The sequence below is a fragment of the Bradyrhizobium sp. HKCCYLS20291 genome (genome assembly GCF_051167715.1).
In the GTDB taxonomy this organism is placed as follows: domain Bacteria; phylum Pseudomonadota; class Alphaproteobacteria; order Rhizobiales; family Xanthobacteraceae; genus Bradyrhizobium.
The window spans coordinates 275,648-296,506 of the sequence record NZ_JBNPTO010000001.1; the positions used below are offsets into that span (position 1 = coordinate 275,648).

Annotated in this window: 24 protein-coding genes; 12 read left to right on the forward strand and 12 right to left on the reverse strand. The window is 66.8% G+C overall.

Annotated features, from left to right (window positions below):
* Positions 1-8: 8 nt before the first annotated feature.
* From ACQR07_RS01250 to ACQR07_RS01260, 3 genes are all read right to left on the reverse strand, one after another.
* Entirely contained in the window at positions 9-1,235 is a 1,227-nt protein-coding gene (locus ACQR07_RS01250) for an ABC transporter substrate-binding protein (RefSeq protein WP_434900569.1), read from the reverse strand.
* A 144-nt stretch (positions 1,236-1,379) separates the two neighbouring features.
* Positions 1,380-2,516 carry a hypothetical protein gene (locus ACQR07_RS01255; RefSeq protein WP_434900570.1) on the reverse strand — a complete coding sequence of 379 codons (1,137 nt, stop codon included), beginning with the start codon at positions 2,514-2,516 and terminating at the stop codon, positions 1,380-1,382.
* A gap of 98 nt (positions 2,517-2,614) precedes the next feature.
* Complete coding sequence (locus ACQR07_RS01260; RefSeq protein ID WP_434900571.1) at positions 2,615-3,247, reverse strand: TetR/AcrR family transcriptional regulator; 633 nt, start codon at positions 3,245-3,247, stop codon at positions 2,615-2,617.
* Between the two features lie 180 nt (positions 3,248-3,427).
* Here ACQR07_RS01260 and ACQR07_RS01265 point away from each other — a divergent pair, with 180 nt between their 5' ends.
* The 4 genes from ACQR07_RS01265 (at position 3,428) to ACQR07_RS01280 (ending at position 6,653) form a co-directional block, all read left to right on the forward strand.
* The gene (locus ACQR07_RS01265) at positions 3,428-4,330 is read left to right on the forward strand and encodes a DUF3313 family protein (RefSeq protein ID WP_434900572.1); all 903 of its coding nucleotides are present in this window, start codon (positions 3,428-3,430) and stop codon (positions 4,328-4,330) included.
* Positions 4,327-5,565: a patatin-like phospholipase family protein gene (locus ACQR07_RS01270; protein WP_434900573.1), complete on the forward strand. Its 1,239-nt coding sequence runs from the start codon at positions 4,327-4,329 to the stop codon at positions 5,563-5,565. The genes ACQR07_RS01265 and ACQR07_RS01270 overlap by 4 nt, the downstream gene beginning before the upstream one ends.
* On the forward strand, positions 5,562-5,897 hold the full coding sequence (locus ACQR07_RS01275) for a hypothetical protein (protein ID WP_434900574.1): 336 nt from the start codon (positions 5,562-5,564) through the stop codon (positions 5,895-5,897). Before ACQR07_RS01270 ends, ACQR07_RS01275 begins: the two co-directional genes overlap by 4 nt.
* A 369-nt stretch (positions 5,898-6,266) precedes the next feature.
* Positions 6,267-6,653 carry an ATP-binding protein gene (locus ACQR07_RS01280; protein WP_434900575.1) on the forward strand — a complete coding sequence of 129 codons (387 nt, stop codon included), beginning with the start codon at positions 6,267-6,269 and terminating at the stop codon, positions 6,651-6,653.
* A gap of 7 nt (positions 6,654-6,660) precedes the next feature.
* On the opposite strand, the gene ACQR07_RS01285 is transcribed toward ACQR07_RS01280, so the two are convergent.
* The 6 genes from ACQR07_RS01285 to ACQR07_RS01310 form a co-directional block, all read right to left on the reverse strand.
* A complete protein-coding gene (locus ACQR07_RS01285) occupies positions 6,661-7,404 on the reverse strand; it encodes an SDR family NAD(P)-dependent oxidoreductase (protein ID WP_434900576.1) in 744 nt (247 codons plus the stop codon).
* A 165-nt stretch (positions 7,405-7,569) separates the two neighbouring features.
* A complete protein-coding gene (locus ACQR07_RS01290) occupies positions 7,570-7,725 on the reverse strand; it encodes a hypothetical protein (RefSeq protein WP_434901067.1) in 156 nt (51 codons plus the stop codon).
* 10 nt (positions 7,726-7,735) lie between these two features.
* Positions 7,736-9,232: an amidophosphoribosyltransferase gene (gene purF, locus ACQR07_RS01295; protein WP_434900577.1), complete on the reverse strand. Its 1,497-nt coding sequence runs from the start codon at positions 9,230-9,232 to the stop codon at positions 7,736-7,738.
* Between the two features lie 59 nt (positions 9,233-9,291).
* Positions 9,292-9,918 carry a CvpA family protein gene (locus ACQR07_RS01300; protein ID WP_434866962.1) on the reverse strand — a complete coding sequence of 209 codons (627 nt, stop codon included), beginning with the start codon at positions 9,916-9,918 and terminating at the stop codon, positions 9,292-9,294.
* Positions 9,919-10,093: 175 nt separating this feature from the next.
* Positions 10,094-11,593, reverse strand: coding sequence for a DNA repair protein RadA (gene radA / locus ACQR07_RS01305; RefSeq protein ID WP_434900578.1), 1,500 nt, complete (start codon positions 11,591-11,593; stop codon positions 10,094-10,096).
* A gap of 19 nt (positions 11,594-11,612) precedes the next feature.
* On the reverse strand, positions 11,613-12,338 hold the full coding sequence (locus ACQR07_RS01310; RefSeq protein ID WP_434900579.1) for a sulfite exporter TauE/SafE family protein: 726 nt from the start codon (positions 12,336-12,338) through the stop codon (positions 11,613-11,615).
* Positions 12,339-12,628: 290 nt separating this feature from the next.
* Here ACQR07_RS01310 and ACQR07_RS01315 point away from each other — a divergent pair, with 290 nt between their 5' ends.
* The gene (locus tag ACQR07_RS01315; protein ID WP_434900580.1) at positions 12,629-12,925 is read left to right on the forward strand and encodes a hypothetical protein; all 297 of its coding nucleotides are present in this window, start codon (positions 12,629-12,631) and stop codon (positions 12,923-12,925) included.
* On the opposite strand, the gene ACQR07_RS01320 is transcribed toward ACQR07_RS01315, so the two are convergent.
* Positions 12,917-13,906 (reverse strand): helix-turn-helix domain-containing protein, encoded by a 990-nt coding sequence (locus ACQR07_RS01320; RefSeq protein ID WP_434900581.1) that lies wholly within the window; start codon positions 13,904-13,906, stop codon positions 12,917-12,919. The genes ACQR07_RS01315 and ACQR07_RS01320 overlap by 9 nt on opposite strands.
* Positions 13,907-14,009: 103 nt before the next feature.
* On the opposite strand from ACQR07_RS01320, the gene ACQR07_RS01325 reads away from it, so the two are divergent.
* Together ACQR07_RS01325 and ACQR07_RS01330 are read left to right on the forward strand one after the other, a co-directional pair.
* Positions 14,010-14,735 (forward strand): alpha/beta fold hydrolase, encoded by a 726-nt coding sequence (locus ACQR07_RS01325; protein WP_434900582.1) that lies wholly within the window; start codon positions 14,010-14,012, stop codon positions 14,733-14,735.
* Positions 14,736-14,898: 163 nt separating this feature from the next.
* On the forward strand, positions 14,899-15,384 hold the full coding sequence (locus ACQR07_RS01330; RefSeq protein WP_434900583.1) for a hypothetical protein: 486 nt from the start codon (positions 14,899-14,901) through the stop codon (positions 15,382-15,384).
* Between the two features lie 25 nt (positions 15,385-15,409).
* Here ACQR07_RS01330 and ACQR07_RS01335 read toward each other — a convergent pair whose 3' ends face one another.
* Positions 15,410-16,180: an exodeoxyribonuclease III gene (locus ACQR07_RS01335; protein WP_434900584.1), complete on the reverse strand. Its 771-nt coding sequence runs from the start codon at positions 16,178-16,180 to the stop codon at positions 15,410-15,412.
* Between the two features lie 27 nt (positions 16,181-16,207).
* On the opposite strand from ACQR07_RS01335, the gene ACQR07_RS01340 reads away from it, so the two are divergent.
* The 3 genes from ACQR07_RS01340 to ACQR07_RS01350 all read left to right on the forward strand — a co-directional run bounded on the left by ACQR07_RS01340 (position 16,208) and on the right by ACQR07_RS01350 (position 17,879).
* Entirely contained in the window at positions 16,208-16,444 is a 237-nt protein-coding gene (locus tag ACQR07_RS01340; RefSeq protein ID WP_434900585.1) for a cysteine rich repeat-containing protein, read from the forward strand.
* Positions 16,445-16,566: 122 nt separating this feature from the next.
* Positions 16,567-17,301: an FkbM family methyltransferase gene (locus tag ACQR07_RS01345; RefSeq protein ID WP_434900586.1), complete on the forward strand. Its 735-nt coding sequence runs from the start codon at positions 16,567-16,569 to the stop codon at positions 17,299-17,301.
* Positions 17,302-17,309: 8 nt separating this feature from the next.
* A complete protein-coding gene (locus tag ACQR07_RS01350; protein WP_434900587.1) occupies positions 17,310-17,879 on the forward strand; it encodes a GNAT family N-acetyltransferase in 570 nt (189 codons plus the stop codon).
* Between the two features lie 57 nt (positions 17,880-17,936).
* Here ACQR07_RS01350 and ACQR07_RS01355 read toward each other — a convergent pair whose 3' ends face one another.
* Positions 17,937-18,515, reverse strand: coding sequence for a TetR/AcrR family transcriptional regulator (locus ACQR07_RS01355; RefSeq protein ID WP_434900588.1), 579 nt, complete (start codon positions 18,513-18,515; stop codon positions 17,937-17,939).
* A 94-nt stretch (positions 18,516-18,609) separates the two neighbouring features.
* Here ACQR07_RS01355 and ACQR07_RS01360 point away from each other — a divergent pair, with 94 nt between their 5' ends.
* Both ACQR07_RS01360 and ACQR07_RS01365 read left to right on the forward strand, forming a co-directional pair.
* Entirely contained in the window at positions 18,610-19,428 is an 819-nt protein-coding gene (locus ACQR07_RS01360; protein ID WP_434900589.1) for an SDR family NAD(P)-dependent oxidoreductase, read from the forward strand.
* A 33-nt stretch (positions 19,429-19,461) separates the two neighbouring features.
* The gene (locus ACQR07_RS01365) at positions 19,462-20,766 is read left to right on the forward strand and encodes an SCP2 sterol-binding domain-containing protein (protein WP_434900590.1); all 1,305 of its coding nucleotides are present in this window, start codon (positions 19,462-19,464) and stop codon (positions 20,764-20,766) included.
* Positions 20,767-20,859: the final 93 nt, after the last annotated feature.

Sequence of the window (20,859 nt, forward strand, 5' to 3'; positions counted from 1 at the left end):
TTACGCCGTTACTTCTTCACCAGCGGGCACTCGCTGGCTTCGAGCGGCTTGGCGGCGTCCTCGGCCGGAATGGTCGACACCAGCTTGTAGTAGTCCCAAGGATATTTGGACTCTTCCGGCTTCTTGACCTCGAACAGATAGGCCGGGATCAGGCGGCGGCCGTCGGCGCGCAGCGGGCCCTTGCCGAACAGCGGGTCGTCGGTCGGGAGCTCCTTCATCTTGGCGACGACCTTGGCGCCGTCATGCGGATTGCCGCCCATCGCGTCCAGCGTCTTGAGATAATGCAGCGTGCCGGCGTACACGCCGGCCACTGTCATCGACGGCATCGTGCCCTTCGGCGACACCTTCTGGAAGCGCTTCGACCATTCGCGGGTGTTGTCGTTCAGATCCCAGTAGAACGACTCGGTGAAGGTCAAGCCCTGCGCGACCTTGAGCCCGAGCGCATGCACGTCGTTGACGAACAGCAAGAGCGCGGCGAGCTTCTGGCCGCCCTGGACGATGCCGAACTCGGACGCCTGCTTGATCGAGTTGGTGGTGTCGCCGCCGGCATTGGCGAGGCCGATGACCTTGGCCTTCGACGACTGCGCCTGCAGCAGGAAGGACGAGAAATCGGCGGTGTTGAGCGGGTGCTTGACCGCGCCGAGCACCTTGCCGCCATTGGCGGTCACCACCGCGGAGGTGTCGCGCTCGAGCGCGTGGCCGAACGCGTAGTCGGCGGTGAGGAAGAACCAGCTGTCGCCGCCCGCCTTGGTCAGCGCCTTGCCGGTGCCGTTGGCGAGCATGTAGGTGTCGTAGGTGTAGGAGACCGTGTTGGCGTTGCAGGCCTTGCCGGTGAGGTCCGCGGTGGCGGCGCCGGAGTTCAGCAGGATCGAGTTCTTCTCCTTGACGAGATTGGAGACGGCGAGCGCCACGCCGGAGTTGGGCGTGTCCATGATCACGTCGACCTTCTGGGTGTCGATCCACTGCCGGCCGATATTGACGCCGACGTCGGGCTTGTTCTGGTGATCGCCGCTGATGACCTCGATGGTCCAGCCCTTGGCCTTGAGGCCGGAGTCCTCGACCGCCATGTTCGCGGCGGCGACGGAGTTCGGCCCGCCGATGTCGGCATAGAGGCTCGACATGTCGTTGAGCACGCCGATCTTGACGACCTTGTCGTCGGCGAAGGCGGAGCCGGCAAAGCTCAGCGTGGTGGCGGCAAGCAGCGCGGCCATTCGCCGCGCATGAGACGTCGTCATCAAAGTCCTCCCTGGTGTCGTGTCACGGCAGGGCTTTCTTGGGTGCCCTTTGCCGATGGTCTCCCTGGATAGCCGGTCTCGTCAGTTGCGGCAATGCGCCAAAAGGGGGGAGGCTCGCCTAAGCTTTGTGCGGCCAGCTTAGCGTTAACGCAGCGCGTCCGAGGTCAGCCTGAATTTCTGAATGCGCTTACCGGTGTCGACCTCGGCGGTATAGACGTTACCCTGCTTGTCGACCGCCATCGCATGCACCCAGTGAAATTGGCCGGCATTGCGGCCATTGTGGCCGAAGCTTCCGACCACGCTGCCATCCGCCCGCTTGATGATGCGGATCTCGTTGTTCTCGCCGTCCGCGGACAGCAGGTAGCTCTGCCTGGGATCGGGCCAGATCGCGATATCCCAGACCGCGCCGTTGCCGAGCGTGGCCTTCTCGAAGAACCATTCGGTCACGAACGTGCCGTCCTTCTTGAACACCTGGATGCGGTCGTTGATGCGGTCGCAGACATAGACGAGGCCGTCGTCGGTTATCTTCACGCAATGCACCGGATTGCCGAACTGCTGTGACACCGGCGCCTTGGGATCATAGGGCGGCTGCTTGGTGTCATCAGGGACGTGGCCGTAGGCGCCCCAATGGCGCTTGTAGGCCAGGGTGGTGGCATCGAACACGATGACACGCCGGTTGCCGTAGCCGTCGGCGACGTAGATCTCGTTGGCCTCCTTGTCGATCGCGGTCTCCGCCGGCTTGCCGAGCTGCGTGGTGTCGTTGGAGCCCTTGCTCGGCGCGATCGAGCCGATCTGCGCGACGAACTTGCCGTCGACGGTGAATTTCAGGATCGCATTGTCGTTGTCGGCATTGCCGCCGATCCACACGAAGCCGCGCTCGTCGACCTCGATGCCGTGCTCGCGGCCGACCCATTCGTAGCCCGGTCCGGGACCACCCCAGGCGCGCAGCAGATTGCCGTCGGCATCGAACTCCAGCACCGGCGGCGCCGGGATGCAGCATTTCGAGCGCGGCGGATTCAGCGCCGCGCCCTTCTCGTCGTCGGTCAGCGAGCGCGGGCGATGGATGACCCAGACATGGCCTTGGCTGTCGACGGTGATGCCGCCGACCTGACCGAGGATCCAGTTGTTGGGCAGTTGTTTCGGCCAGGACGGCTCGACGGCGAAGGTCGGGATTTCGCCGGCGCTGACGGCCCGCGGAAGCAGGGCACCGGCGGTCGCGACGATGGCCAGCAGCAACGTTCGGACAACACCGCTCGCGCCTCCGCGTCGTGCTCGCGTCATGGCATCCTCCCGATCGATTGCTTGCGGTCATCCGCTTAGTTGAGCGCAGTCAATCTCGGGCAGGGCAGGGTGTCAATCTCAGGTGGCGACGCGCCATCTCAATCGACCGTCTGCGCGGCAATTGTCTTGACCGCGGGCGCCGCCGCGGGCTTGAGGAAGCGCCTCAGCATGAGCCGCAGATGCTGCGAGCTCTGCTGGATATCGACGGCCGGATTGCGGATCGGCAGCGCCCGAGCGCCGTCCACGACAGCGAACAGGATATTGGCAGTCGCCTCGGGATCGAGCCCCGTATCGACCTCGCCACGGCGCTGCGCCTTGACGATGAAGTCGACCAGCAACGCCCGCATCGCGCGCGCATGGGCGTGGACGATGGCCGCGAAGTCCGGATTGCGGCAGGCCTCGGCCAGCGCCTCGGCGGTGAGCACCTGCGCCTGCGGCTGGTGGATGCTGGTGCTCTCGAGCTCCTGCACCAGCGCCTCGATGACATCGGGCGCCGCCAGGATCACCTGCAGCCGCGAGGCGGCGTGGCCGAGATTCTGCTCCACCAGCGCCTGGATCATCGTCTCCTTGCTGGGGAAGTAGTGATAGAGGTGGCCCGGGCTGATCCCGGCTTCGGTACAGATGTCGGTGGTGCTGGCGCCGTGAAACCCGTCCCTGACGAAGCAGGTCAGTGCGGCCTGGAGAATCTCCCGCCGCTTCTGCTCGTGCCTGACCGGATCGACCTTCCTCATCGCCTCGAACTCTGCCCGTCCATTTTCCGCCGCACTTCATCAAGCCCCGGCAACTCATTGTAATATAAAATAATATTTCTCGCCGCTCTAATCTAGAGAATTTGATCTATTTTGGATGGACAAGTCCTGAAGCACGTGGCCTTAGTTAGAGTGAGTTATCTATCAATGGGTCTCCCGCAGATGTCGCGTCTCGCCCCGCTGCAATGGACGGCGCTGCTGTTGCTGTCGTCCGCGACCGCCGGCTGCGCGACCGCGCCGCTGGAGCGCGCCGGCTCGCTGAAGAATTACGATCGCCTGGCCGACGCCAACGGCCTGGTGACGCGCGCCCAGATCAAGGCCAACAAGAAGGAGCTGCTCGAGGCCAAGACGGTCCGGATCGAGCCGACCGCGTTTTCACCGCTAGGCGACGTCGCCTTCGACGAGACCGAGCGGAAGCTGGTGGCCAACGCCATCAGCCGCGAAATGTGCCTGCGGCTCAGCGAGCGTTTTCGTGTGGTCGCGCCGGACGAGGACGCCGATCTGATCGTCAAGGCGACCGTCACCCATGCAACGCCGACCAACGCGACCGCGTCCGCCGCCTCGCGGGCTGCCTCCATTGCCAAGAGCGTCGCGTTGCCGGGCGTTCCCGTACCGGTGCCGCGGCTGCCGGTCGGTCTCGGCACTCTGTCGGTCGAGGCCGAGGCGCGCGACTTCGCCGGCTTCCAGAAGGCCGCCATGGTGTGGGCGCGCGGCGCCAATTCGGCGTCGACGGCACGCATGGCCAAGGATGGCGACGCCTACGATCTCGCCGGCGAGTTCGGCGCCGATTTCGCCAAGCTCGTATCGACCGGCGAGTCGCCGTTTTCATCCGTCGCCTCGTTCACGTCTTTGCCATCGGTGTCGAGCGTGCCGGCCAAGCTCGGCGGCGCCCCTAAATATGCCGCATGTGAGCAGTTTGGTCGCTTCCCGGGTCTGAAGGGATTCGTCGGCGCGGGCCTCGGCCTGCCGCCGGGCTGGACCGACAAGGGCGCGGACGAGGCCAAAACCTCGTCGCCGCCGCCCACGCCGGAAGTCGCGAGCATGGAGCAGCAGCCGACGCGATGAAGCCCGCCGTGACTTTCCGCGCCATTGTCTCGCGTTTTGCCGTCGCGCTGCTGGCGTCGCTGCAGCTGGCCGGCTGCGCCGCCATCTTGCCGCGCAACGCGGCGCCCGAGATGGCGGCCATTCGTGCCGAGCCGGTCGGCTTTCGTGACGTGCGCTATTGGGGCGACGAGCCGTCGCCGCGGATGGCGGAGGCCTCGATGCAGCGTGCCTCGGCAGAAATGGCCGCCTCGCGTCCGCTGAACTTCCTGGCGATATCAGGCGGTGCCGAGAACGGCGCGTTCGGCGCCGGTCTCCTGGCCGGCTGGAGCGAGGGCGGCAGCCGGCCGAGCTTCGACATGGTGACGGGCGTCAGCTCCGGCGCGCTGATCGCGCCGTTCGTCTTTCTCGGCCGCGCACACGACGACAAGCTGCGCGAGATCTTCACCGCCTATGAGCGCAAGGACATCTTCACCGTCAACATTCCAGGCCTGCTGCAGGGCTCGGCGCTGGCCGACAACACGCCGCTGTCGCGGCTGATCGAGAAGTATGTCGACCGCGAATTCCTGCGCGACGTCGCGCGCGAGAGCGCGAAGGGCAGGGTGCTGCTGGTCGGCACCACCAATCTCGATGCGCAGCGCCCGGTGCTGTGGGACATGGGCCGCATCGCCGCCGCCGACACGCCGGAGGCGATCGATCTGTTCCGTCAGGTGCTGCTCGCCTCCGCGACCGTTCCTGGCGCGTTCGCGCCCGTGCGCATCAAGGTCCGGATCGGCGACAAGGACTACGACGAGCTGCATGTCGACGGCGGCGTGACGCGGCAGGTGTTCATCGGACCCTCGGTGCTGCGCCTCGTCTCCGGCCGCGGTCCGCGGCGCAGCGTGAATGGCGCGCATCTCTATGTCATCCGCAACGCCCGCATCGATCCGCAATGGGACAGCGTCGGTGCCGACGTGCTGTCGGTGACGCAGCGCTCGCTGTCGACGCTGATCAAGAACCAGGGCATCGGCGACATCTACCGCATCTACTCGGTGGCGAAGTTCAACGGCATCGACTTCAACCTTGCCAGCGTGCCGACGGATTTCCAGGCGAAATCCGATGGTCCGTTCGACCGCACCTACATGACCGCGCTGTTCGATCGCGGTTTCGAGATGGGCCGCCGCGGCTATCCGTGGGTGCGGAGCCTGCCGGGCCTGCAGTCCGATGAACACGGCATCACCGCGCAGCTGCCCGCGCGCACGATGGCGGCGGCGCGATGATGAGCACGCAGGGCCGTTCCGGCGTGAGAGCCTCTGCGCGCGCGGTGCTGGCCGGCGGGGCGCTGCTGATGATCCTGTCGCTCGGCGGCTGCGCGACGTCCAGCACGCCCGCACCGGAAGCGGCCTCGGATTTTCACAACACCTACAATTATCTGCCCGTGAACGACGTGCCGCATGACGACCAGCGGCCGGTGCTCTCGGTGGAGCAGCAGGAGAAGACGCGCAAGGAGCTCGAGGCCGCCCGCGACCGCCAGCTGCCGGCAGCATTGAAGGGCACGCCGGCAAAGCCGGCGGCGGCAAAGCCAGCGGCCGCGAGTCCTGCGCCAAAGTAGTTGGTGCCGATGAGCTACGACGTTGATGAGTCAGAAGCGTGATGGAGCAAGCAGGAGAGTGGGCAGTGCCGACCATATCCTCCGCCGTCGTCCCGGCGAACGCCGGGACCCATACCGCGTGATGTGCGTGGGGACAAAGGTCTGAGTTGCCATCATCTGCAAACACGACCGCCTGTGGTTATGGATCCCGGCGTTCGCCGGGATGACACCTGTGGGTGTCGTTAGACGCTGGGCATCAAGGCGGATGTCCACTACCAGCGATGTCGCCGCCGCGACCGTCGCTGCCAACGATCGTCGCTGCGCGATCACGCCGGCGATATACAGTCGTCACGGCTGGCGCCTGACGTGCATGAACCAGGAGCCGACCGCGTGACCGACCAGACCCAGCCGACACTTTCCAAGCGCACCAATGCCGCCAAGGTCCGCAAGGCCGCGCAGCATCCGAAGCGGCCGGGTGTCGGCTGCTCGGCGGAGCCGGGCCGCTTCGTGCCGGTGGTCGACCGCAACAGATGCGAGGCCAAGGGCGACTGCATCGAGGTCTGCCCCTACGACGTGTTCGACGTCGCGCCGATCAGCGATGACGATTTCCGCGCGCTGTCCTTCCTCGGCAGGATGCGCGTCCGCTTCCACGGCATGAAGACGGCCACCACGCCGCGGAGTGAGCTCTGCCTCGCCTGCGGCCTGTGCGTGGTCGCCTGTCCCGAGCGCGCCATCTCTCTGGTCGAGGTCGCGGCGGGCAAGCTAGGTCTGCGGTAGCGTCGCCTCACGCCGGCGGCTGAAAGCTCTTCAGCGTGCGGGTCTTGTAGTCGTAGAGTTTGCCGGTCTCGGTCCAGGCGGGCGCGCACATCGGCACGATGAATTCGGCGACCTGCTCGGGCGTGTCGAGCGTCATCGGGTCTTCGCCCGGAAACACCGTGGCGCGCATGCGGGTGCGGATCGGGCCGGGGCTGAACAGATTGACGCGCAACGGTGTGCGCTCGGTTTCGTGCGCCCAGACGCGCGCCAGCGTTTCCATCGCGGCCTTGGTCGCGGCATAGGGACCGAGATAGGCCGGAGCCTTGGCGGCGGCGCCCGAGGTGACGAACACGGCGCGGCCGGCATCCGAGACCTTCAGCAGCGGCTCCATGCAGCGGATCAGTTGGAAGTTGGCGGTGAGGTTGACTGCGACCGCGTCGTTCCACGGCTTGAGATCGATATGGCCGAGCGGCGAGGAAGGGCCGGGCACGGCGGCGTTGCCGACGAGGATGTCGAGCTTGCCGTGGCGCTCGTGCAGCGCCGCGCCGAGCCGGGCAATGCCGTCGCTGTCGGTCATGCTGAGCGGCACCAAGGTGGCACCGTTGCCGGTCTCCTTGCGGATCTCGTCGTCGAGCTCCTCCAGCCCGCCTTGGGTGCGGGCGACGGCCACGACATGCGCACCGGCACGGGCGAGCGCCCGCGCGGTCGCATGGCCGATGCCGCGCGAGGCGCCGGTGACGAGGGCGATGCGGTTGGCGAGGGGAAGGGTCATCAGGATGATCTCTAGGCCGTCGTCCCGGCGAACGCCGGGACCCATACTCCGCGGCGGTTATGAGGGAGTTGGCTGGTTGTGGCTAGTCCTGCCCGTCAAACAGGATTCGGTGGCTATGGGTCCCGGCGTTCGCCGGGACGACGGCCAGAATGGCGCACAAGACTGTCACGTATCGCCGCCACCACCGCCGTAGTTGGTCTGGCCGCTCCGATCTGGCCGATCGTCCGGCGTGACCTTCAGGCCCTGGCGGAACGCGTACACGATGAACGCAACCAGGAGCACGCCGCCGATCGCTGCAACGACCGGCTGGAGCATGCTCACGGTTTAAGCCTCAGCTCGCTTCCGCCAGCAGCGACAGTTGCTGCTGGGTCGGCTCGACCAGCGACTGGTCGGTGAGGTGGGTCGGGTAGGTGCCGGTGAAGCAATGGTCGGCGTATTTCGGTGCCGCGGGGTCGCGGGCCGGCTCGCCCATGGCGCGGTACATGCCGTCGATCGACAGGAACGCCAGCGAATCCGCGCCGATCAGCTCGCGCATTTCCTCGAGGGAATGCGTCGCCGCCAAGAGCCCGCCGCGATCCGGCAGATCGATGCCGTAATAGTCGGGATAGAGGATCGGCGGCGACGCCAGGCGGAAGTGCACCTCGGTGGCGCCGGCGTCGCGCATCATGCGCACGATCTTGCGCGAGGTGGTGCCGCGCACCAGCGAATCGTCGATCAGGATGATGCGCTTGCCCTCGATCGCGGCGCGGTTGGCGGAGTGCTTCATGCGCACGCCGGATTCGCGGATCGCCTGGGTCGGCTGAATGAAGGTGCGGCCGACATAGTGGTTGCGGATGATGCCGAGCTCGAACGGCACGCCGGAATGCTGGCTGTAGCCGATCGCGGCGGGCACGCCGGAGTCCGGCACCGGCACGACGACGTCGACCTCGGCATGGCTCTCACGCGCGAGCTGTGCGCCGAACGCCTTGCGGACCTCGTAGACCGAGCGGCCGCCGACGATCGAGTCGGGACGCGCAAAGTAGATGTATTCGAACACGCAAGGACGCGCCGGCTTCGGCGGGAACGGCTTGTGGCTGTGCATGCCGGCTTCGTCGAAGATCACGACCTCGCCCGGCTCGATGTCGCGGATGTAGCGGGCGCCGATCATGTCGAGCGCGCAGGTCTCGGACGCCAGGATCGGGCAGCCGTCGAGCTCGCCATAGACCAGCGGGCGGATGCCCAGCGGATCGCGCGCGCCGATCAGCTTCTTGTTGGTCAGGCAGACCAGCGAGTAAGCGCCCTCGAGCGCGCGCAGCGCCTCGATGAAGCGGTCGATGAAATTGGTGCGGCGGGAATGCGCGACCAGATGCAGGATCACCTCGGTGTCGGTGGTCGACTGCATGATCGCGCCGGCGCGCACCAGCTCGCGGCGCAGGGTGAGACCGTTGGTGAGGTTGCCGTTGTGGCCGACCGCGAAGCCGCCGGCGTTCAGCTCTGCGAACAGTGGCTGCACGTTGCGCAGGATCGTGGCGCCCGTCGTCGCGTAGCGCACATGGCCGACCGCGGCGCTGCCGGGCAGCCGCTCGATCACCTCGCGGCGGGAGAAGGTATCGCCGACCAGGCCGAGGCGGCGCTCGCTGTGGAAGCGCGTGCCGTCATAGGAGACGATGCCGGCGGCTTCCTGGCCACGATGCTGCAGGGCGTGCAGGCCGAGCGCGGTGATTGCAGCGGAATCATTGTGCCCATAAATGCCAAACACGCCGCACTCCTCGCGCAGCGTGTCTCCGTCCAGGTCAGGGTCTCTCGTGTAGGCTTGAGGTCCGAAGTCCAGATCTGCGTGGATATCCATGTGGGCTCCGCCGGAAGAATCGTGGTGCTGGTCCATCGCGCCTCTCTTCTGGGCTTGGCTCACTTGGCCGCGGGTTTCTCGATCAGCTTCTTCAAGCTGTCGCGGGCAGGCTTGCTGTACCCATCGCCGCCCGCTGCGGGCGACTCGGTGTCAGTCTGGTCGTCGTCCGGCTTGTTCTTCTTGAATTTCTTTAAAATGGTGTTCTCGGGATCGTCAGGCAAGAGCGACATCATCCAATCCCCGGTTCCCTGCAGGACGACCCGGGATTTTGCGGCAGTAACCCAGTCCGGGCGCTGCTTGTCCGGCACCAGCCAGCTGAAGAACAGGAAGGCGACCACGACGATCAGGAGGCCGCGTCCCAGGCCGAACAGGAAACCGAGGGTGCGGTCGAGCGCGCCGATGCGCGAATCGAGGATCATGTCGGAGATCTTGACCGTGATCACCGAAACGATCAGGAGCGTGCCCACGAAAGTACCGGCGACGACGACGACGCTCGCGACGGTATCGTTGTTGAAATAGGTCTTCGCGGTCGGCAGCAGCTTGGAGAATGAATAAAGTGTGACGAGGGCGGCCGCGCCCCAGGCTGCGATCGACAGGACCTCGCGCATGAAGCCGCGGACCATCGCGAGCAGCCCCGAGATCAGCATGACACCGAGCAGGATGAGATCGAGGAGCGTTATCGGCATCGGCTGCTCAGGTCCACTTCGACAGGTCCAAGGTTCGCGAATCGACGGAGGACCGATCCTCCAGATCGGAGGAGAGCAGGGTTCCCCGGTCAAGTCCGGATGCGCGTGAGATGGTCCTGCGCGCACCCGGTTGCGGCGTTGTATAGCGGCGAGTCACGCGAACGTCACGGTCCGGCTAGCCGTCCTGGCGGCGGAATCTCGCTGGTGTGGCATTTTTTTCGGCATGGCTCGGGCCGCGGCGGCCCTGTTCGGGCGCCTCGGCATCGTCCCGGCCGCTCGTGTGGCGCGCACGCGGCGTGCCGCGGGCGGCAATGTCCGCCACCAGCGAGGTCAGCCCGCCGACGGTATTGAGGTTGAGGCCGGCGTCGCCGCCGGCCTCGCCGCGGGCGCGCTCCGGCAGCACCACGCGCAGAAAGCCGAGCTTCGCGGCCTCTTTCAGCCGCGCCGAGGTCTGCGCCACCGGCCGCACCGCGCCCGACAGCGAGATTTCGCCGAAATACACCGCGTCCGGCGGCAGTGGCGCATTCACCAGCGACGAGACCAGCGCCGCGGCCGCGGCGAGATCCGCCGCCGGCTCGTGGATGCGCAGGCCTCCGGCGACGTTGAGATAGACGTCATGGCCGGACAGCTTGACGCCACAATGCGCCTCCAGCACCGCCAGCACCATCGACAGCCGGCTCGGATCCCAGCCGACCACGGCGCGGCGCGGTGTGCCGAGCGAGGTCGGCGCCACCAGGGCCTGCATCTCGACCAGCACCGGACGCGTGCCCTCGATGCCGGCAAAAACGGCCGTGCCCGGGCTGCCGAGATCGCGCTCGGATAAAAACAGCTCGGAGGGATTGGTGACCTCACGCAGGCCGAGGCCGGTCATCTCGAACACGCCGATCTCGTCGGTCGGTCCGAACCGGTTCTTCACCGCGCGCAGGATGCGGAACTGCTGCGATCCTTCGCCTTCGAACGACAGCACCGCGTCGACCATGTGCTCGACCACGCGGGGGCCGGCGATCTGGCCGTCCTTGGTGACGTGGCCGACCAGGATGATGGCCGCACCGGATTTTTTTGCAAAGCGAATCAGCTTCTGCGCCGAGGCGCGCACCTGGGTCACCGTGCCCGGGGCCGATTCGACCGTGTCGGTCCACATCGTCTGGATCGAATCGATCACGATCAGCCGGGGCACGGCACCCTCGGACAGCGTCGAGATGATGTCCTCGACCGAGGTCTCGGCCGCCAGCTGCACCGGCGCATCTGCGAGCCCCAGCCGTTCGGCGCGCAGCCGCACCTGGGCGACGGCTTCTTCGCCGGAGATGTAGACGGCGCGATGGCCGGCACGTGCCATCATCGCGGTGGCCTGCGTCAGCAGGGTCGACTTGCCGATGCCGGGATCGCCGCCGACCAGCAGAATGGAGCCGCGCACAAAACCGCCGCCGGTGACGCGGTCGAGTTCGGTCATGCCCGACGACAGCCTGGGCGCGTCGATGCTCTTGCCGGTCAACGATTCCAGCTGGAACGTGCGGCCCTTGCGCTTGGAGCGCAGCGACACCGGCGCCGAGGTCGCGCCGGTCGTGTCCTCCTCGGCCAGCGTGTTCCACTCGCCGCAGGCTTCGCATTTGCCCTGCCAGCGCGAATAGGCCGCGCCGCAATTCTGGCAGACGAAAGAGAGCGTGGACTTGGCCATGTCGGGAGAATCGATGCGGTCAGGAGTGGGTGGCGTTCCATAACATACTTAGGCCCGCGGCCAGCATGATGCCATCCATGACCAGGCGGAACACGTCCGGCTTCATGTGCAGAACGAAACGCTTGGCGACGAAGGCGCCGGCCATCAGCGAGCCGCCCGCGATCAGGCCCTTGAGCAGGATGTCCGGCGTCAGCGCGCCGAAGCGCTGGAAGGTGATCGACTTCGAGACATAGAGCCCGAGCGAACTCGCCGCCTCCGTAGCGAGGAACGCGCCCTTCGAGAGGCCGTAGAACAGGAACAGCGGCACGCTGAGCGGCCCGGTCGAGACCACGATGCCGGTCAGAAATCCGATGACCGCACCGCCGAGCGCGAGATGCCAGAGGTTGGCCTTGATCTCGTGCCGCGCCAGCCAATGGCGCGCCGGCACCATCGCGATTAGGAACAGCCCGATGGTGATGTCGACAGCCTGTGGCGGCAGGATCAGCAGGGTGCGGGCGCCGAGCGCCGCCGCCGGAATGCCGGTTACGGAATAGGCCGCGCAGGCGCGCCAGTCGACCTCGCGCCACCACGCCAGGATGCGCGACAGGTTCGCCATCACGGCCGCCACCGCCATGATCGGCACGGCTTCCTTCGGCCCATATTCGTACACCAGCACCGGCATCAGCATGATCGACGATCCGGTGCCGACGATGCCTGACAAGGTGCCGGCGACGAGGCCGACGGCGAGGACGAACAGGAAGCCCAAGATTGTCGTCCTCCGCAATTGAGGCAAGCTTTCTCTTCACGTCATTGCGAGCGAAGCGAAGCAATCCAGGGCTCCGGGCGGGACTCTGGATTGCTTCGTCGCTGAGCCTGTCATCGGGCCGCGCTTCGCGCGGACCCGTTGGCTCCTCGCAATGACGGCGGAAAGAGCTGCGTCGGTGGTTAACAGGTGGTTCGACGGGAATCGAAATCAGCAATGATTGTGCGTCTGCACCTTTAAAAGTTGAAGCGTATTCGTCGCATCACCTGCCGAAGTTCCGCAGCGAGGCGACGATGAGCAGACGGCCGACATCCCCGAACGTGCAGCCGCATGCGGCTGCCACCGCCGACTTCCCGTGGCTCGCCGGCGCGATGCTGGCGGTCGAGGCCAGCGAGGTGATCCGGCTGCGGCTGGAAAAGTTCGCGCGCGGCGATCAGGATTCGTCCTACGAAGCGCAACTGATGGTCGGCGAGAAGATTGTGGCCGCGTTCGAGGCCGCCGCCAGCCTGTGCGCCGGCGCCTCCGCCGAAGCCATCGTCGGCCGCTACCGCGAGCACGTCGCAGCCAATGCCCGGCGGCTGTCAGCCTGACAGGTCTTCCACCTGCGCACGCCAGTCGCGCGGGCGCGTGCCGAAGCGCTGCTTGAAGCGGCGCGTGAAATGCGACAAATCGGAAAAGCCCCAGTCGAAGGCGATGCGGCCGATGTCGTGGCCCGCGCGGGCGGGATCGCGCAAGTCGCGCGCGACGCCGTCGAGCCGTCGCGCCATCACCAGCTCGGAAAAGCTGGTGCCGGCACGCGCCAACAGCTTGTGCACGTAGCGCTCGCTGATTCCGACGGCGGCGGCAATCGCCGCCACCGTCAGGCCGGGCTCGCGCAGCCGCTCGTGAATGGCGCGGCGCAGCGCCAATGTGGTGGCATCGGCGAATGAGGTGGTCGCCTGCGCCTCGCGGCGGCCGCGGCGCGAGACGCTCAGCGCGACCAGATCGAGCAGCACGTCGAACAGCGCGGTGGCATCGTCAGGTGCGAGCCGCAGCGCATTGGCGTTGAGCGAGCGTGCGGTCTCGACGATCAGCGCGCCGAGACAGGGATCGTCGGACAGCCGCGTCGGCGTGATGTCCTGAACCGTCGGCAGGCGCGCGAACAGTGCATCGGCCGGGACACGAAACGAGATGACGCCGAGCGACGGCCCGCGATCGTGCCGCAGCTCGAAGGTCCGGTCGCTGTCGAAGATGCCGACCTGTCCGGCGGACAGGCTGACCTCGCCATCGTCCTGCAAAATCGTGCAGCGCCCGGCGAGCTTGAGATTCAAATAGAAGCAGCGCTGGTCGGAGGCGGCGATGTCCATGCGCGAGCGGCGCACGATGTGCTCGGGGAAGCTGACGCGGTTGATGGCGCCGCGGCCGAGGCCGATGTGCTGCACCTCCGCCGCAAAGCCCGTGCCGCGCGCCGGCTCCGGCGTCAGGTTCATGAAGGCCTGACAGATCGCCTCGCGGTAATAGGAGAACTGCTCCTCCGGCCGCACCATGGCCGTATTCCAGCTCCGCTGACGTTCCGGCTCCGCGCCCGGCATCGGTTCACTCCGAGACCATTTGGGTTCAGTTGTGGCCAAGCGCTGAGAGCGCCGTGCGGCCATTGTCCTTGCACCGTCCGTCATCGTGCAAAGGAAGTGATCGATGTCAACCTACGTCCTGGTCCATGGCGCCTGGCATACCGGCGCCGAGCTCGAGCCCGTTGCGGCGCCCATCCGCGCCGCCGGCCACACCGTGCATCTGCCGACCATCCGCGGCAACCGTCCCGGCGACGCCAAGACATCAGGCCTCGACGAGGCCATCAGCTCGATCTGCGACTACTTCACCGCGCACGACATCACCGACGCCGTGCTGATGGGGCATTCCTATGGCGGCATGGTCATCACCGGCGTCGCCGACCGGATGCCGGAGCGCATCCGCCGGCTCGTCTACTGGAATGCGTTCGTGCCCAACGATGGCGAGTGCCTCAACGACATGGTGCCGCCGCATTACGTCGCGCTGTTCGACGCGGTCGCGGCCGAGCGCGGCGACGGCTCGGTGGTGCTGCCGTTCCCGGTCTGGCGCGAGGCCTTCATCAACGACGCCGATCTCGCCACCGCGACGCGCACCTATGAGATCCTCAATCCGCATCCGAACAAGACCTTCACGGATGCGATCAAGCTGAAGACCAATCCGGCTGAGATGGCCATCGCCAAATCCTACATCAATTGCACCGAGGACACGGCCTTGCCGCACAGCCTGCCGTGGCATCCGCGGCTCTCCGGCAAGCTCGGCCTGTTCCGCCTGATCCAGGTGCCCGGCAGCCACGAGCTGTGCTTCTCCGATCCGGCGAGGCTCGCACAGGCGATCATGGATGCGGGGCGGGACTGATCGGGGGCAGGGGCGCTGACCGTCAGCCGTGCAAAGAAGGGAGGTGCAAATTCCTGGTTGTGATCCACCTCACATCCGCTGGGGCCGAGACCTGACAGATTAACCTCCGATGAACGGACCCGGTTGGTCAGCAATCCCTGCCCAAGCATCGGAGATCGCAGTCATGGCCCAGTTCCATCTGTCGTCCAAAGTTCTCAATCCCAAAGCGCCCGCGCAGAAGGGCGTGTCCAAGACCGGCTGGCTCGCGATGGCGGCCGGCGCGATCACCACCGTGTTCGCGGCGATCGGCGCCGTGAACAGCGTCATTCCCGCCGCCGCGAACGTCGGCGCCACCGTGCTCGATACGCTGGGCCTGCCGGCCTGTCTGACCTACGCCGACCGCTTCGGCGGCACCCAGAGCAGCTTTCGCAAGGAAGGCGATCTGTGGCGCGAATATCCGCGCGGATCGGAGACGTTCAGCTACGAGTTCAAGGAGATTCGCCGCACGCGCCAGGAGATCATGCTGTGGAACGTGACGCCGCGCCCGAACGTGCCGGATGCCGCGAGCCTGGTCGTGCATCTGCCGGTGTGCGGCGGCATGGCGGTGCTGACCGAAGGGCTGCCGGAGCGTTCGACCAATCTCGAGCAGATCTGGCCCGATCGCGGCTGACCCGATCAGGTTCGACCGTGCCGAATCATGTCAGCACGATCCAGGCCGGCGCATGATCGCTGGCGCCGTCCTCGCCGCGGACGGCGCGATCGACGCCGGCCTTCTTCAGGCGCGGCGCCAGCGCCGGGCTCAGCAGCAGATGGTCGAGCCGGAGTCCGGCATCGCGCGGCCAGCGGTTGCGCTTGTAGTCCCAGAACGTGAACATCGGCTGCTCCGGATGCAGGGTGCGGATCGCGTCACACCAGCCCTGGTCGAGCAGCGCCTTGAAGGCGGCGCGGCTCTTCGGCTGAATCAGCGCATCCTTGTCCCACGACCGCGTCGGGTAGATGTCCTCAGGCGTCGGCGCGACGTTGTAGTCGCCGGCGAGCACGACCGGCAGATCGTCCTTGATGAAACCGGCCGCGTGCTTGTGCAGCCGCTTGAACCAGGCGAGTTTGGTGTCGAATTTCGGTCCCGGCTGCGGATTGCCGTTCGGCAGATAGAGACAGCCGACGACGATGCCGCGCACCGCCGCCTCGATGTAGCGGGCCTCGTGATCGCCGGCATCGCCGGGCAGGGCGGTGCGCGTCAGCACCGGCTCGGCCTTGCGGGCGAGAATCGCGACGCCGTTCCAGGTCTTCTGGCCCTGCCACACCGCGGCATAGCCCGCCTTCTGCAGGGCATCGGCAGGAAACTCGGCCTGGGTGCATTTCAGCTCCTGCAGGCAGACGATGTCCGGCTTAGCGGCACCGAGCCAGCCCAGCAGGTTGGGGAGACGGCGCCGGACATTGTTGATGTTGAAGGTCGCGATCTTCATGATGCCGCTGCAAGAGGAAAGGGCCGGATGTTCAAGCTCGCAATCGCCATTTCGTTCACGCTGTCGTTCGGCCTCGCCGCTGCAGCCCGCGCCCAGCAATTGCCGACCGACGAACAGCGCGTCGCCTGCCTCGCCGATTACAACAGGTTCTGCCCCGACGTCCTGCCCGGTGGCGGCCGCATCATCGCCTGCATGATGCGGCAATACGCCCAGCTTTCCGAGGCCTGCAAGAAGGTGATGGACGCCGCCGTGAAGAAGGACTGAGGAATGGCGCGCCTCCGGCCCGGGAGCGGCGGTGGGGCTGGCCGGATTGCCAACCGACGGCAGCCCAGACTAGAACACGCGGCCGATCCGGGTGTCCCGTCCATGTCTGTGTTGAGAAGCGAATGATCGATCGAGAGGCGGCGCGATTTCTGGTCAGGGTGATCCGATCCAGATATCGCGATCACCGGACGGAACTGCGCGAGTTGCGACGGCACATTCGGCCCGGCGACGTCGTTTGCGACATCGGCGCCAACAAGGGCAGCTTCCTGTATTGGCTGGCGCGATGGTCGGCTCCGGGTCGCGCGATCGCGTTCGAGCCGCAGCCGGATCTCGCCGAGCAGCTGTCGCGGTTGTGCACGACCTTCTCCCTCGACAACGTGGTGGTCGAGCGCCGCGCCGTCGATGCTGCGTCGGGCACGCGGACGCTGTTCATCCCGGACGGCCACCAGCCCGGCGCGTCGCTGCTCGAGCCCGCCGAGCCCAACCGGCCGATCGAGGTGCAGACCATTTCGCTCGACGACTATCTGCCCGCCGATCGCAACGTCTCGGCGATGAAGATCGATGTCGAAGGCGCGGAGCTCGACGTGCTCAGCGGCGCCGTGAACACGCTGCGCCGCTGCCACCCGCTGATCGTGCTCGAATGCGACCGCCGCCTCGCCACGCTCGACAAGGTGTACGAGACGTTCGAGCTGCTGCGCGGCCTCGGCTATTCCGGCAGCTTCATCCACCGCGGCCGCCTGCTCCCGCTTTCGAGCTTCGACCCCGAGCGCCACCAGCGCACCGACGGCGAGTGGTTCTGGAAGAGCAAGGACTACTGCAACAACTTCATCTTCAGAAGCAGCGCCGCGCAAGCGTGAGATCCGTCATGTCCAAAGCACCGGTCCCTCATCCGATCCTGTCGACCACCCGGCTGCGGCTGCGTCAGTTTCATCCTGACGACACCGAGGCCATGCACCGCTGCTTCAGCGACCCGGCTGCGATGCGGTTCTGGAATCATCCGGTGCATACCAAGCCGATCGAGAGCGAGCGCGCCGTGCGCCGCTTCATCGACTGCACGCCGTCCTACTACCGGTTCTGGGCGGTGACGGAGGCGAAGACCAACCGCTGCATCGGCATGGTCAACTATCACGACGGCCACATCCGCAGCCGGCGCGCCGCGATCGGCTATATCATCGATCCCGCCCGGCAGCGCGAGGGCATCGCCATGGAAGCGGTGTCGGCAATGATCGACCATTGCTTCGGCGACCTCGGCCTGCACCGCGTGCAGGCGTTGATCCACCCCGACAACGCCGCCTCGCGTCGCCTCGCCGAAAAGCTCGGCTTCCGCTGCGAGGGCCAGCTGCGCGACCATCTGCGCGTCGGCGAGGAATGGCGCGACGACATGCTGTATGCGCTGTTGGCGACCGATCTGCGTGGTGGAGAGCAGGGCGCGTAGCGCGCTCAACGCTGCGCGCGTTTCGCAACTGACAAGCCAAACGGGGACGGCCGCCGCTCACTCAGCCGCGAGCTTGTCCTGTGCGGCCGCGACGATCTCGTTCTGCAGCGCCGAGGGGCCGAGCGCGCGGGCCATCACCACGGTGCCGATCAGCATCGTCAGCGTCCGGATCGCTTCGCCGCGCGCCCCGCGCTTCGCCACGCCACGCGCCGCCAGGCCGGCCGCGACACGCGTGATCAACTGCTCGGCGCCGTCGGCGAATTCGCCACCGAGCACGTCCGGAATCCGCCCGGCATCCGCGCCGAAGCCTGCCGCCGGGCAGCCGATGCCGGGGTGGGCGATGTGCTCCGCCGACAGATAGCGCGCCACATAGGCCGCCAGCGCCGCTTCGGCCCCGCCTTTGTCCGTGTCGCTGTCGATGCCGTCGGCCATGGTGGCGAAGGCGTGCCGCGTGGCGGCCGCGAGCAGGTCGTCCTTGGAGGCGAAGTGCCGGTAGAAGCCGCCCTGCGTCATGCCGGCGGCGCCCATCACGTCGGCGATGCTCGCCCCGGCGATCCCGCGCTCGCGCAGCAGCCGCGCCGCCGTATCGACGATTTTCGCTTTGCTTTCAGCGGTTTGTTCCCGGGTTTTGCGCATCTGATCGAACCTGCCTCGTGTCGCTTGACATTTTAGCGGTCGTTCGACATCTTTGCAATTAGAGTTCGATCGTAATCTAAATAGGACGTGACCCATGACCCACCCATTGCAGCGACCGCTCGCGCAGGCCGAGCGCCTGAAGCGGGCCTACGGCGCCTATGCAGTCGTCACCGGCGCCTCCGATGGGATCGGCCGTGCCTTGGCAATGCGGCTGGCGGAGGCCGGCTTCGGTCTCGTGCTGGTCGCACGTCGCAAGGCCATGCTGGATGCGCTCGCCGCCGAGCTCGAACCGCGTACGTCCCTCCGGCCAGTCGTGATCACAGCCGATCTCTCGGTGCCGGAGGACGTCGCCCGGATCGAGCGGGAGACCGCGGATCTCGATGTCGGCCTCTTGGTCGCCGCCGCCGGCTTCGGCACTTCGGGGCCGTTCGTCGAAGGCGATCTCGCAGCCGAGCTGAACATGATCGATGTCAATTGCCGCGCGCTGGCACAGCTCACGCATCTGTTCGGCCGCCGCTTCGCTGCGCGACGGCGCGGCGGCATCGTCCTGATGAGCTCGCTGGTCGCGTTCCAGGGCGTGGCGCGCGTCGCCAACTACGCGGCGACCAAGGCCTTCGTGCAGAGCCTCGCCGAGGGCCTCGCGCCGGAGCTCAAGCCTTTCGGTGTCGACGTGCTGGCCTCGGCGCCGGGGCCGGTCATGAGCGGCTTCGGCCAGCGCGCCCATATGACGATCCGCAGCGGCCAGACCCCGGACGAGGTCGCCGTCGGCACGCTCAACATGCTCGGACGGCGCACCACGGTGCGGCCCGGCTTCCTCGCCAAGGCGCTGGAGGCGAGCCTGATGCTGCTGCCGCGGTCGGCCCGCGCCGCGATGCTGGCGCGGGTGATGGCCGGCATGACGCAGACGGCGTGAGCCGATCCTTTCCAAAGCCCGGAGTGCGATGCCATGACGACCGACACGCTGTCCTCCGTTGCCGTCGCATCACCGCGGCTTTCGGCCTCGGAGCTGCTCGATCTCGCGCGCGCCTGCGGCGCCGATGATTGCGGCCTTGCCTCGATCGACGATCCCGGCCTTGCCGAGGATCGGCCGCATATTCTCGCGGCCTTCCCCAGGACGCGCACGCTGCTGGTGCTGGTCGAACGGATGCATCGCGAGCCGGTTCGCTCGCCGGCGCGCTCGGTCGCCAACCTCGAGTTTCATCGTTCGGGCGACCACGTCGACGAGGTCGCGCGCGGCATCGTCCGCGCGCTCGAGGATCGCGGCATCCGCGCGCTCAATCCGGCGATGGCGTTCCCGATGGAGATGGACCGTTTCCCGGACCGCGCCTGGATCGTCTCGCACAAGCGCGCCGCCGAGGCCGCAGGCCTCGGCCGGATGGGCATCCATCGCAGCGTCATTCATCCGCGCTTCGGCAGCTTCATCCTGCTCGGCACGGTGCTGATCGCCGCCGAGGTCGATGCGGTCGCTGCACCGCTCGACCATAATCCATGCCTCGAATGCAAGCTGTGCGTCGCCGCCTGTCCGGTCGGCGCGATCAAGCCCGACGGGGCCTTCGACTTCTCCGCCTGCCTGACCCACAATTATCAGCAGTTCATGGGCGGCTTCGTCAACTTCGTCGAGGACATCGCCGAGTCGCGCTCGGCCAAGGATCTGCGCAGCCGGGTGAGCTACGCCGAAACGGTGACGCGCTGGCAGAGTCTGTCCTACGGGCCGAACTACAACGCCGCCTATTGCCTTGCCGTCTGCCCGGCCGGCCATGACGTCATCGGACCCTATCTCGCCGACCGCAAGCAGCACGTGACGGACGTGCTCGAGCCGCTGACGCGCAAGACCGAGCCGGTCTATGTCGTGCCCGGCAGCGACGCCGCCGACTATGTCGCGCGGCGCTTTCCGCACAAAAAAGTCCGCTTCGTTCGCTCGAGCGCGCGGGCGACCTCGATCCGCGGCTTCCTCGACGGCATGCGCCTGGCTTTCCAGCCCGGCAAATCCAAGGGGCTGGCGGCGATCTATCACTTCACCTTCACCGGCCAGGAGACAGCCGAAGCCACCGTCACCATCCGCGACCGCCGGCTGACCGTACAGCCCGGCCATGTCGGCAAGGCCGATCTCCGTATCATCGCCGACAGCAAGGCCTGGCTGCGCTTCCTCGCCAAGGAGATCTCGGTGGCGCGTCTGATCCTGACGCGCGCGCTGCGGCTGAAGGGGCCGGTGCGCCTGATGGCGGCGTTCGGGAAGTGCTTTCCGTCCTGAGCGCGGGCAGGGGACGAGGCCAGCGATCGGTGCGGGAGAGACAACGGCCCGCCTTTTCTGCTAGGCTCATGGACGTTCCGCGAGCCCCGCCAC

Bases quoted from the DNA above. Each gene is read 5' to 3' on its own strand.
- ACQR07_RS01260 (WP_434900571.1), bottom strand. From the start codon at position 3,247: ATGAGGAAGGTCGATCCGGTCAGGCACGAGCAGAAGCGGCGGGAGATT.
- ACQR07_RS01330 (WP_434900583.1), top strand. From the start codon at position 14,899: ATGGCCCAGTTCCATCTGTCGTCCAAAGTTCTCAATCCCAAAGCGCCC.
- radA (WP_434900578.1), bottom strand. From the start codon at position 11,593: ATGGCCAAGTCCACGCTCTCTTTCGTCTGCCAGAATTGCGGCGCGGCC.
- purF (WP_434900577.1), bottom strand. From the start codon at position 9,232: ATGGATATCCACGCAGATCTGGACTTCGGACCTCAAGCCTACACGAGA.
- ACQR07_RS01345 (WP_434900586.1), top strand. From the start codon at position 16,567: ATGATCGATCGAGAGGCGGCGCGATTTCTGGTCAGGGTGATCCGATCC.
- ACQR07_RS01250 (WP_434900569.1), bottom strand. From the start codon at position 1,235: ATGACGACGTCTCATGCGCGGCGAATGGCCGCGCTGCTTGCCGCCACC.
- ACQR07_RS01350 (WP_434900587.1), top strand. From the start codon at position 17,310: ATGTCCAAAGCACCGGTCCCTCATCCGATCCTGTCGACCACCCGGCTG.
- ACQR07_RS01255 (WP_434900570.1), bottom strand. From the start codon at position 2,516: ATGACGCGAGCACGACGCGGAGGCGCGAGCGGTGTTGTCCGAACGTTG.
- ACQR07_RS01365 (WP_434900590.1), top strand. From the start codon at position 19,462: ATGACGACCGACACGCTGTCCTCCGTTGCCGTCGCATCACCGCGGCTT.
- ACQR07_RS01360 (WP_434900589.1), top strand. From the start codon at position 18,610: ATGACCCACCCATTGCAGCGACCGCTCGCGCAGGCCGAGCGCCTGAAG.
- ACQR07_RS01335 (WP_434900584.1), bottom strand. From the start codon at position 16,180: ATGAAGATCGCGACCTTCAACATCAACAATGTCCGGCGCCGTCTCCCC.
- ACQR07_RS01315 (WP_434900580.1), top strand. From the start codon at position 12,629: ATGAGCAGACGGCCGACATCCCCGAACGTGCAGCCGCATGCGGCTGCC.
- ACQR07_RS01340 (WP_434900585.1), top strand. From the start codon at position 16,208: ATGTTCAAGCTCGCAATCGCCATTTCGTTCACGCTGTCGTTCGGCCTC.
- ACQR07_RS01285 (WP_434900576.1), bottom strand. From the start codon at position 7,404: ATGACCCTTCCCCTCGCCAACCGCATCGCCCTCGTCACCGGCGCCTCG.
- ACQR07_RS01355 (WP_434900588.1), bottom strand. From the start codon at position 18,515: ATGCGCAAAACCCGGGAACAAACCGCTGAAAGCAAAGCGAAAATCGTC.
- ACQR07_RS01325 (WP_434900582.1), top strand. From the start codon at position 14,010: ATGTCAACCTACGTCCTGGTCCATGGCGCCTGGCATACCGGCGCCGAG.
- ACQR07_RS01270 (WP_434900573.1), top strand. From the start codon at position 4,327: ATGAAGCCCGCCGTGACTTTCCGCGCCATTGTCTCGCGTTTTGCCGTC.
- ACQR07_RS01265 (WP_434900572.1), top strand. From the start codon at position 3,428: ATGTCGCGTCTCGCCCCGCTGCAATGGACGGCGCTGCTGTTGCTGTCG.
- ACQR07_RS01275 (WP_434900574.1), top strand. From the start codon at position 5,562: ATGATGAGCACGCAGGGCCGTTCCGGCGTGAGAGCCTCTGCGCGCGCG.
- ACQR07_RS01320 (WP_434900581.1), bottom strand. From the start codon at position 13,906: ATGCCGGGCGCGGAGCCGGAACGTCAGCGGAGCTGGAATACGGCCATG.
- ACQR07_RS01300 (WP_434866962.1), bottom strand. From the start codon at position 9,918: ATGCCGATAACGCTCCTCGATCTCATCCTGCTCGGTGTCATGCTGATC.